Source organism: Pantoea sp. X-Soil-OKNW-713 (assembly GCF_059730685.1).
Map to the genome: position 1 here is coordinate 217,556 of NZ_AP035998.1, position 10,442 is coordinate 227,997.

Here is a 10,442-nt window from a genome sequence, read left to right on the forward strand (position 1 = left end):
GTCAGCAGACCTGAACGATGATGCTCCCGGAGGCTGTACTTCTTGCAGCCAGGAGGGATCAACCGTGAAATTAGTATCAATACGTCTTATCGTACAAGACATCAAAGAAGTTGTTAATTTCTATGAAGTAGTTACGGGTTATCAGGCTGAATGGCATGCCCCGGTGTTCGCTGAAATCATCACTCCGGTGGCCGTTATCGCGATAGGGAGCGTGGAAACAGTCGCGTTGTTCAAAGAAGATTGCGCCCGGCCAGCCTGCAACCAATCCGCCATTCTTGAATTTATGGTCAGGGATATTGATAAGGAGTTTATGAGATTGAAGGAATATGGTCTGGAGTTTGTCCATCCACCTAAAAATATGCCCTGGGGAAACAGAACCCTGCAAATTCGCGATCCTGAAGGAACGCTGGTATCACTTTTTACCCCGATGACACCAGCTGCCATCAATCGCTTTCAACGATGACGACATGCCCGTTTCTATTCAGGGCTACGCGGCCCTGAATGCTGACCGCTTCATTTCACTGAATATGATTGGTCGTCAGCGGCTATTTTTGCCACGAAGGTAAATATCAGGTCGGGTAATGGTCCACGCATAGTTTTCTTTATTGACGGGTTCATAGCCAAACTTTTCATAGAGCCAAGGCGCGGTTGTTGTGAACAACATGATCCGGCGAAGTTTCTCAAAAACCGGGTGGCGATGAATACACTCCATAAGCCATCTTCCAAGCCCATCTCCCTGATATTCCTCTAATACGTACACATCGCAGAGGTAAGCGAAGGTCGCATAATCCGTTATCAGACGAGCAAAGCCTATTTGGGCTTCATTGTGATAAATACCAAAGTTCAGGCTGTTCTTGGTTGAAGCAGTAACGGTTTCAACATCGATTCCTTTAGCCCATGAGGATCTCGTCAGGTAATTGTGTACAGCCGGTATGTCTAGCTTTTCGCTGTCTGTACTTACCAGATAATTCTTTTCTCGCCATTCATAAATCGCTGAAATGCTCATTTTTATACCTGTCCAATGGTCAGAGAGAATTTTTTCTTTTGATTCAAGCAATGCACCCAGGGCAGGCATCGATACTCTGGCCCGCTTTTGCGCACAGCTGCCCGGAGGTGTTGTCACAGACAGCATCATGACAGAAGCGGACGTGACGGGTTCTATTTCTTCTTGTTAAGCATCGACTTTAAATCGGCAAAGGGATTGTAGGTTGCAGCGCCAACATCCTTTTGGGCATCCTCCCCCGCCACAACGCTTGTGCCGTAAAGGTCAGCTTCGGTGTACTTTGAATGTTCGTGGTCATGGCAATACAGACACAACAACTCCCAGTTGCTGCCATCCTCTGGGTTATTGGTGTGGTCGTGATCGATATGGTGAACCGTTAATTCGCGTAGGTTTGAATAAACAAACTCCCGCGAGCATCGTCCACACACCCAAGGATAGATTTTTAATGCTTTCTCACGGTAACCGCTTTCGAGCCGCGCGTAGTTCTTCGGGATCAGGGCCATTGCTAATGCCTCCGGCTGTAAAGATAAAATTTTATAAATTCTATCATGGAACAGAGGGCGGCAGGTTGTTGTAGTACGCTTCACACCCTGAGACTCGCAACGGTTGTTTTTATTGCTTTGGCTTTTCGCGTGTCAGTCAGCGAAGCATAAAAACAGCTGCTGCAAAGACCGATCAAATGACTGGCGCGAATCACGGTAGTTTAAATTCCAGAGATTTATGATGATTATCTCTTGAGATGGCGACGCGAAGTGCAGGCACAACACCGAAGCAGTCTGTTCGTTGCACTTCTCTCACCACCAAGTTATCCACAATCAAAGTGCATATCCCGCTCAATAGCCTGTGTATAAAAGCGTGCTGGCCAGATGGGCAGCCTCGTGAGCAAATGGGGGTTAATTATTAATCAGCAGACAGGGAAGTATCACCCTTAGTACAGAGCCATGACAGGAGTTAGCGCTGCATCGTGATATTTTTTACATTGTCGGTCGCCCGGTTATTCAATTTTACTCATTTGCCATGCTTGACGGCTTAGAGCAAACAGGAGACTCGGTGGTGCGTTTTCAACATCATAAATGTCCCTGACAAACTTGAGACCTGATTTTTTGAGTACATTTTGAGATACAACATGGTGGGGCCTGACAATAGCGGCTATTTCAGCCAGGTTAAGCTCAGTAAAACCATGTTTTAGGGTAAAGCGCGCAAACTCCGTCGCATAACCTTTACCCCACGCGGCGGTTTCGAAGCGATAACCCAGATTGTTGACAGAAATATCAGCATATCTCCGAATACTCAGGCCACCAAACCCTATGATTCTTTGAGGATATTGCTTCTCGGTTATCGCCCACATCCCAAATCCATAGTCTGTCCAATGCGTTAACCATCGAGCCAGAACAGATTCCGCATATTCCCTGTCAGGATAAGGGCCTGCTGGATTGAAGGTGTTAGTCGCCGGGTCTCCGTAAATGCGAAAGAGATCCTCAACATCCCTTTGCCCTATTGGCCGCAGAGACAAACGGTCAGTTTCTGATGACATAAAATACTCCTTTTTATTTTTGTCATTCTATCGATGAGTAATGACTATCAGATTAAAACCTTACAGCAAGGATTTATCATACTGTTTCTTGACCTATTACATCATCACATCAGACTGTTGATCACTCCCGGATAAAACCTGAGTTTTTTTGTTTCAGATTCAGTGTTATGTGATGTCAATCATAAGACTGACGCGGAAGCGAGTTTCTCTATGTTGGCAGCGACATACTTTATCTTTCACCGGATTCCTTCAGATAACGTACCGCCCTATCGGTACTGAGATGAGGGAAGTGCAATGGATAAGCTGTTATACGGTGTCGCCTATTACCGCGAATATATGCCGGTGGAACGACTGGATGAAGACATCCGTCTGATGAAAGCGGCAGGGATCAACGTAGTACGCATTGCTGAAAGCACCTGGAGCAGTTATGAGCGCCGGGATGGGGAGTTCGATTTCTCCGCTGTACTGACCGTACTGGAACGCATGCACGCAAACCAGATTGCCGTCATTATCGGCACCCCCACTTACGCCATTCCTGCCTGGCTTGCTAAAAAGCACCCTTCCGTGATGGCGACGACTCCGCAGGGCGTGAATAAATACGGTCATCGCCAGAAAATGGACATCACCAGCCCAATCTACCTGCGCTACGCCGAACGCATCATTCGCGCACTGCTCACCGCAACAGCGCACCATCCTGCGGTGATCGGATATCAGATAGACAACGAAACCAAGTACTACGACACCTGCGGTGCACATGTGCAGCGTGATTTTGTCGAGCATCTGAAGCAACGTTTCGGCGGTGATCTGGAAAAACTCAATGCGGAGTATGGCCTGAATTACTGGAGCAACCGTATCGATGCCTGGGAGGATTTCCCGCCGCTGGAAAGCACCATCAATGCCAGTCTGGGTGCTGCCTTTCAACAATATCAGCGCAGTCTGGTCACCGACTTTCTCGCCTGGCAGGCAAGGTTGGTCAGTGAATATCGACTGGCAGACCAGTTCATTACGCACAACTTTGATTTCGAATGGCGGACCTGGTCCTTTGGTGTGCGGGGCGAGGTCGATCACTTTTCCGCATCATCAGCTCTTGATATCACCGGTGTGGATGTTTATCACCCCAGCCAGCATCAGCTTACCGGAGCAGAAATTGCTTTCTGCGGGGATATTGCGCGCACCACCAAGGACAAAAACTATCTGGTGCTCGAGACTCAGGCTCAGGCATTCAAAAACTGGACACCTTATCCTGGGCAATTGCGACAACAGGCTTTCAGCCACATCGCCTCGGGTGCAGCCATGGTCGGATACTGGCACTGGCATTCGTTGCACAACGCTTGTGAGACCTACTGGAAAGGATTGCTCAGTCATGACCTGGAACCTAATCCCGTATATGACGAGGCCAGAGAAGTTGGACTGGCACTGGCACGTCTGTCTCCGCAGCTTGCCGGGCTGAAAAAGCAAAACCGGGTGGCATTGCTGGTAAGTAATGACTCACTTACCGCCGTGGACTGGCATCCATGGCAGGGGCATCAGTTCGGACGTCATAAAGAGCATCAATATAACGACCTGATTCGCAGCTACTATGACACCCTCTATCGACAAAATATTGAAGTCGATATTCTGACCGTCGATGACCCCCGCCTGTCCCGATATGAGCTGCTGATCGCTCCCCTGCTCTATGCCGCTGCTGATGACTCACTGCATCGGTTAAATCAATTCGTCGCTGACGGTGGTCATATTCTCTATTCGTTCAAATCCGGCTTTGCCAATAAACATCTCAAGGTACGGCATGAGCGCCAGCCAGCAATCATTCGTGAAACATTGGGGGCCAGCTACCAGTTGTTTGTCGAACCACACGATGTCACCCTGCATTCAGACATACTGGATATCCCGCCTGCATCCGCTGCGGTCAGTCACTGGATGGAGTTACTGGAAGTCGAGAGTGCGGATACCGAAATCTGGGCACGCTATCAACACCCCTACTGGAACAAATACGCCGCCATTGTGCATAAGCGCCACGGTTCAGGTACGGCAACCTATATCGGCTGCCATACCAGCGAGGCTGTGCTGGAAAGCGTACTGACACACTTACAGCACAGGATCGAACTGCGCACCGGAGCTGACCCGTTGCGTTTTCCGCTGATTGTAAAACGCACCATCAACCCTGCTGGCAATACGATGCTGTTTTATTTCAACTATTCCAGTGAGCCACAGGACATTACTTTAACCTTCAGCAGAGGTCGGGAGTTGCTGAGTGACAGACGCTATCAGCAGGGCAATACGTTGACCCTGGCTGACTGGGGTGTGGCAATTATTGAACTGGAGAACCTGTGATGGCACAACCTACTGCTCATGAAGATTTGCAGCGTATTGGCATTCGCGAACGGTTGGCTTTCGGTGTCGGCGACTATGGCACAAACCTGACTTACACGCTGATGGTCACTTTCCTGGCGTTTTTCTACACCGACGTAGTGGGTATGCCTGCCCTGCTGATTGGTTCGTTGATGTTCTTTGCTCGCGTACTGGATGGCATCATCTGTATTTTTGTTGGTATCCGGATTGATAAAACGCGTTCGAAGATGGGAAAAGCTCGTCCGTGGGTGCTCTGGACCGCCATCCCCTTTGGCCTGTCAGCATTTTTAATGGCAACGGTCCCGGACGTTAGCTATGGCCTGAAAGTCACCTGGGTTTGTATAACCTACCTGATGGCCAATATTTTCTTCACCGCAAACAACATCGCTTACGGGTCACTGCTGGCGTTAATCACGCGCGACAACTATCAGCGCGGCATTCTCAGTGTGTTCCGTAAGGGGCTTTCGACCTGTGGTTCTCTGACGGTGGGCGTTTTCACCCTGCCACTGGTTGCGTTCTTCGGTAATGGAAAAACATCCTGGATAATCGTGTTCGCTATTCTGGGTTTTTTCACGGCGTTTTTCCTGCTGTTGACGGCACTGGGTACGCGTGAGCGCGTGGAGCCTGTAAGTCGGGATAACAGTAAGCGGATCAACGCGCGGCAGGTCATGCATTCAATGATGGCGAATCGCTACTGGATAATTATTTTCTTCTATCTGCTGATTACCTTCACCAGCCTGACGGCGCTCTCCGCCGTGGGGGTGTATTACTCGAAGTATATTTTGTCCGACGTCTCACTGATTGCTTATATCAGCATGGCGCAGTACATACCGGGCCTGCTCACCCTGATGATTATTCCGGTTCTGCTAAAAAAACTGGGCAAGCGACGTCTGGCCGTTCTTGGATTGCTGATCTGTTGCGTGGCCTACCTGATTCCGTTATTCAACAAACAGGACGCGCTTTTTGTCATCATATCCACGGCCATTCGTAGCATTGGCTTCTGTGGCATTGGCGCTACCATGTTTGCGTTACTGGCCGATACCATCGATTACGGAGAATGGCGCACCGGCTTACGTATAGAAGGAATCCTGTTTAGCGCGGGTACACTGGGGCAGACGCTGGGGATGGGGCTTGGTACTGCCAGCGTAGGATGGATATTGGGTGCCGCTGGTTTTGTCAGTGGCGGTACAACTGCTCAGTCGGCAACTGTCATCCAGACTATCGAGTTTTTGTTCATCTTCTTTCCCCTGTTGCTGGCTGCCATCAATCTTGTCTTGCTGTGGTTTTATAAGCTGGATGATTTTTACGAAACGGTTGCACATGACTTATCTGCTGGTCGTTACCAACAGGTTGATGGACCGGCGGTTTCACCAGCAAGGGATAGATTACAAAGTCAGGAGTGAGCTTCGCCGCAAATCTGGCAGGCAGCGCCAGTCTGCGGCAGGCGTTGCCGTTATACTTCCCGCAATTTAATGATCGGACGGGTGATGATGGCTGAGCTGAGCGATACAGAAATGGTGAACTTCTCTCCCCTGATGAAGCGTTTCACCTTTAACGCATTTATGGTGTCTGGGTTTACACCGATAAGTCCCGGCAGCCGGCTCGACTTTTTCATTCACCGTCCCGAAGGCATGAAAGGATACATGCTCAACCTGACACTTAAAGGTGCAGGTGTTATTCGCCATGCCGAGGGTGAGTTTCATTGCGTCGCCGATGAGATGTTGTTATTCCCGCCGGGCGTTCTTCACCATTATGGTCGGGCTAAGGAAAGCCCTGCCTGGGATCATTTATGGATTTATTTCATCCCACGCCCTTACTGGATTGACTGGCTGCACTGGGATCGTACGGAAGGGAATATTGGCCGTATGCAACTCACCCGTTCGGCTGACAGCCAGCAGGTAACGAACCAGTTCAAGGACGTGATTCGCTGGAATGCTGCATCAGAACCTCTTTCTGAAGCAATGGCAATGAACACACTGGAACGCATTATCCTGGAGTTATTCCAGCGTCAGCCTGCCAGTAACCACCATAATCGTGATCCCCGCATTCAGACGGTATGCCATTACCTGAATGAGCATCTGGCGGAAGATGTTCGAATCGAAGATTTGGCTCGGATGACGTTCCTCTCCTCTTCCCGACTGACTCATATCTTCCGAAAGGAAATGGGGAATACTATCTTTGGCTGGCGTGAAAATCAGCGCATCTCTCGTGCCTGTGATTTGTTGCAACAGACGCAGCTTTCGATCACACAGATTGCCCGCGCGGTCGGTTATGAAGATCCACTCTATTTTTCTCGTATCTTCAGCCAGCATCGGCACCTCAGTCCGCGCGAGTATCGTAAGAAATTTGAGCGCATACCACTCTTCTAGTCCTGGCGAATCGCGCGCCATCCCGCTTCTTGCGTGTCACTTTCCGGGGGCGATTTCTTGATTCAATGACATGTACTCATTTATTGGAGCCTCTGAGTTTTGGTAAAGTCCCCTCCCCTCTTTTCTTTTGAATGTACAGGTTGAGACACACACCATAGGCGCTGTTGTATGAATCATTGACGTATCCGTCAGAAACCGCCCTACGCCACTCCATTATAAATAACATAAATTCAATAAGTTAACCTCATTCCGTTTCTGAAGAATGTTGTCAACTTTACCAATGGCACGGACCTATAATACACAAATACTCATTTACTCATATGATACTAAACGTATTTACACATTAACTCATATGTGTTTTACTTCATAAGAGTCATTACTCATATGAAACTTTGAGGATTTGCGCATGAAGATTATTTCTTTCCTGAACCCAAAAGGTGGCTCTGGAAAAACCACTGTTACCATTAACGTCAGCAGTTGCCTTGCAGCCAGTGGTAAAAGAGTTGCGGTAGTCGATACTGACCCACAGATGAGTCTGACTAACTGGAACAGGAATGAAAAAGCCCGGTTTGATGTCTACACCGCCTCTTCCGAAAAAGATGTCTACCAGGTACGTAAAGAACTGAGTGAGTATGACTACGTCATTATTGATGGTGCGGGTTCTCTTTCTGTCATTACTTCTGCGGCAGTGATGGTCAGTGACCTGATAATTATTCCTGTGACGCCTAGTCCACTGGATTTTTCCGCGTCAGGTTCAGTTGTTACTGTACTTGAAGCGCAGGCTTATAACCGCCCGGTTGAAGCTCGTTTCCTGATTACGCGTAAGATTGAGCAAGCGAAAATGCTCAGCGTCCTTAAAGACAGCATTGCCCAAACCGGCATTAAGGCCCTCAAGACAGCGATCAACCAACGACAGAGTTACGTCAAATCTGTGCTCGATGGGGACAGTGTGTTTGAGACATCTGATGGCGCAGCAAAAGGTGAAATCCAAATCCTTACCAGAGAGATAGAAGCATTTTTCGAGTAATCACTAAATGAGTTAATACTCATACACACCTATACTCATATGGGTATATACTCATTTAAGTAAAATGACTTTTACACAAATACTCATTCAGAAGGATGACGATTATGGCACTGCAAAAGAAGCATTCATCATCAACGATGACCTTTGGTGAACACCGTGACCTGAGTAAGATTGTCTCTGCGCCAGTACAACCAGGCTCAGATAAACAAAAGCGGGTAAACGTTAACTTCGACGAAGCCAAACATGCTCGCTTCAAAGCGGCTTGTGCAAAGCGCGGCACGAACATTACTGTTGTTATTAATGATCTGGTAGATCAATGGCTTAGTGATAATGAGTAAATGAGCTTTTGAGCTTTTGAGCTTTTGAGCTTTTGAGCTTTTGAGCTTTTGAGCTTTTGAGCTTTTGAGACTGCCACAATGCTCATATATGTAAATGAGTTAATGCTCAAATGAATAAATACTCATTTGAGTAAGTGAGTTTCCATGTGTATGCTCGGTCCAACTGGCTAATCGTAGCGTCTGCCTGATAAGCTTTTACTCAATTAAACAAATGAGTATTTACTCACATGAGCTTATGTTGATTTACTCAAATGAGGCTATTCCTACAAGGTAGTTCTTTTCACCCAGATTCGCTGATAGTCTACTAATACTCTCCGCAGCTCTCTGATTTCCGCGTGTGTGGACATGGATTTTCTTGTATCTCACATGCAATACGTCCCCTTCATCAAACCTTTTGCTATCGCGTGGATGCAAAATCAGCTCGAAATAGTAGTGTCGGGCTTTCATTGCGATAAGTATTTACACAAAACCTCACTTACTCACTTACTCATGATATTCCCCAATTTTCACACTGCAACCATTTATCCACCATACATATGTGTGTCCAGTGATGTCTCATCACAAAGGTGGAATACAAAATGATCACAGCAGCGTTACGAGGTTAGATTGAATAGTCATACTCAAATGAGTAGTTGAGTAGTTGAGTAGTTGAGTAGTTGAGTAGTTGAGTAGTTGAGTAGTTGAGTAGTTGAGTGTGAACCGAATTTTACATCACAGGAAGTAACTTGTTGTTCATTATCTGAAAATAGAATACACATTTACTCATTTGTGTTTTTACTCAACCATGACATCAATTGGGACCCATAAAAGATGAACCTGAAACAATCATCCTGCTTTTCTGAGGATGAGAGCCAGGGGGAGGGGGGTAGCTGGTCAACAGCAGAATCAGCAGTAACCTCAATTTATAAAATTGATTCGTGGCTAGCGGAAAGTACGTCTCTGTGCGAAAGAGTGTAGTGCAGCTCAGAGCTGTGGTAATCAAACATGTGACTAAGGCTTCATTGCGATGAACTGAGGGAAATTCGTGTAGTGAAAGCATAAATACGGGAAGAGTAACCAGAAGAAACACGTTAAGTGTGGCAGCACATGACAACAGAACGCGAATTGATGGTTGCACTGCCATAGAAAGTCATTCAAACACGCGGTCGTTAATTCCATACTGACCTGGTGATGTCAGCGTCTAAGATTCGGCAACCTAAGTTCTACCAGGTGAAGGCGAAGAGATTCATCCAGCGTAGTGGTAAGGTTGTGAACTGCGGTGAGTCCAGTGGATATGTATGGTGAAAATGAATGCGTACTACATCATCATCCTGTGCTGATCTCATCAGACAGGGAAAGGTGTTCACTCAGTACCTGAAAACCATTCGATCAAGTCCAGAGTTGTCAGATCAAAACCGAGAATCATATGACTACTATAGAGAGTAACTTTACTCACTACAGTGGTCTTCATTAACGGGGAATGGCGAGAACGGGTAGGGATTGGAGTGCTCTGCTGCTGTTGGTGGTTTGAATCGCAGATGAGAATCAGTTTTCCATTACTCTCTATAGTAGTCAGACACTCACTACAGTGGTCATTAGTGATGTTGCTGTTGAGTCTGATGAGATGTACTTTCGATGTTGTATGGCCAAAGCGGATAGATCATCCCATCATTGAACCAGCAGATAATTTTCGATGAACTGGCCGCCAGACAGAACACAAATGCATGCCAGTGCAGAGACGCTTTTTCCTCATTATCCACAGGACAGATCCAATTATTCGATCCTAATATGATCCCAGTTAGATCCTAAACAGATCCCATACCCCCTGAAACCCTTGTCAGAC

9 protein-coding genes are annotated in these 10,442 nt (G+C 47.3%); 6 read left to right on the forward strand and 3 right to left on the reverse strand.

Annotated features, from left to right (window positions below):
- Window positions 1-64 precede the first annotated feature (64 nt).
- Window positions 65-463, forward strand: a complete 399-nt coding sequence (locus AC6I8R_RS26000) for a VOC family protein (protein WP_497833286.1) — start codon at window positions 65-67, stop codon at window positions 461-463.
- Window positions 464-538: 75 nt separating this feature from the next.
- Here AC6I8R_RS26000 and AC6I8R_RS26005 read toward each other — a convergent pair whose 3' ends face one another.
- The 3 genes from AC6I8R_RS26005 to AC6I8R_RS26015 all read right to left on the reverse strand — a co-directional run bounded on the left by AC6I8R_RS26005 (window position 539) and on the right by AC6I8R_RS26015 (window position 2,537).
- Window positions 539-1,006 carry a GNAT family N-acetyltransferase gene (locus AC6I8R_RS26005; protein WP_497833300.1) on the reverse strand — a complete coding sequence of 156 codons (468 nt, stop codon included), beginning with the start codon at window positions 1,004-1,006 and terminating at the stop codon, window positions 539-541.
- Between the two features lie 152 nt (window positions 1,007-1,158).
- Window positions 1,159-1,506 (reverse strand): HNH nuclease YajD, encoded by a 348-nt coding sequence (yajD, locus tag AC6I8R_RS26010; protein ID WP_036627905.1) that lies wholly within the window; start codon window positions 1,504-1,506, stop codon window positions 1,159-1,161.
- Between the two features lie 491 nt (window positions 1,507-1,997).
- Entirely contained in the window at window positions 1,998-2,537 is a 540-nt protein-coding gene (locus AC6I8R_RS26015) for a GNAT family N-acetyltransferase (protein ID WP_497833287.1), read from the reverse strand.
- A gap of 294 nt (window positions 2,538-2,831) precedes the next feature.
- Between AC6I8R_RS26015 and AC6I8R_RS26020 the strand changes: the two genes are divergently transcribed.
- From AC6I8R_RS26020 to AC6I8R_RS26040, 5 genes are all read left to right on the forward strand, one after another.
- Complete coding sequence (locus AC6I8R_RS26020; protein WP_497833288.1) at window positions 2,832-4,868, forward strand: beta-galactosidase; 2,037 nt, start codon at window positions 2,832-2,834, stop codon at window positions 4,866-4,868.
- Window positions 4,868-6,289, forward strand: a complete 1,422-nt coding sequence (locus tag AC6I8R_RS26025) for an MFS transporter (RefSeq protein WP_021186247.1) — start codon at window positions 4,868-4,870, stop codon at window positions 6,287-6,289. The genes AC6I8R_RS26020 and AC6I8R_RS26025 overlap by 1 nt, the downstream gene beginning before the upstream one ends.
- Before the next feature lie 84 nt (window positions 6,290-6,373).
- Window positions 6,374-7,255: an arabinose operon transcriptional regulator AraC gene (gene araC / locus AC6I8R_RS26030; protein ID WP_497833289.1), complete on the forward strand. Its 882-nt coding sequence runs from the start codon at window positions 6,374-6,376 to the stop codon at window positions 7,253-7,255.
- Window positions 7,256-7,661: 406 nt separating this feature from the next.
- Entirely contained in the window at window positions 7,662-8,282 is a 621-nt protein-coding gene (parA, locus tag AC6I8R_RS26035; protein ID WP_021186249.1) for a ParA family partition ATPase, read from the forward strand.
- Between the two features lie 104 nt (window positions 8,283-8,386).
- The gene (locus AC6I8R_RS26040; protein ID WP_497833290.1) at window positions 8,387-8,620 is read left to right on the forward strand and encodes a plasmid partition protein ParG; all 234 of its coding nucleotides are present in this window, start codon (window positions 8,387-8,389) and stop codon (window positions 8,618-8,620) included.
- The last annotated feature ends 1,822 nt before the right edge of the window (window positions 8,621-10,442 follow it).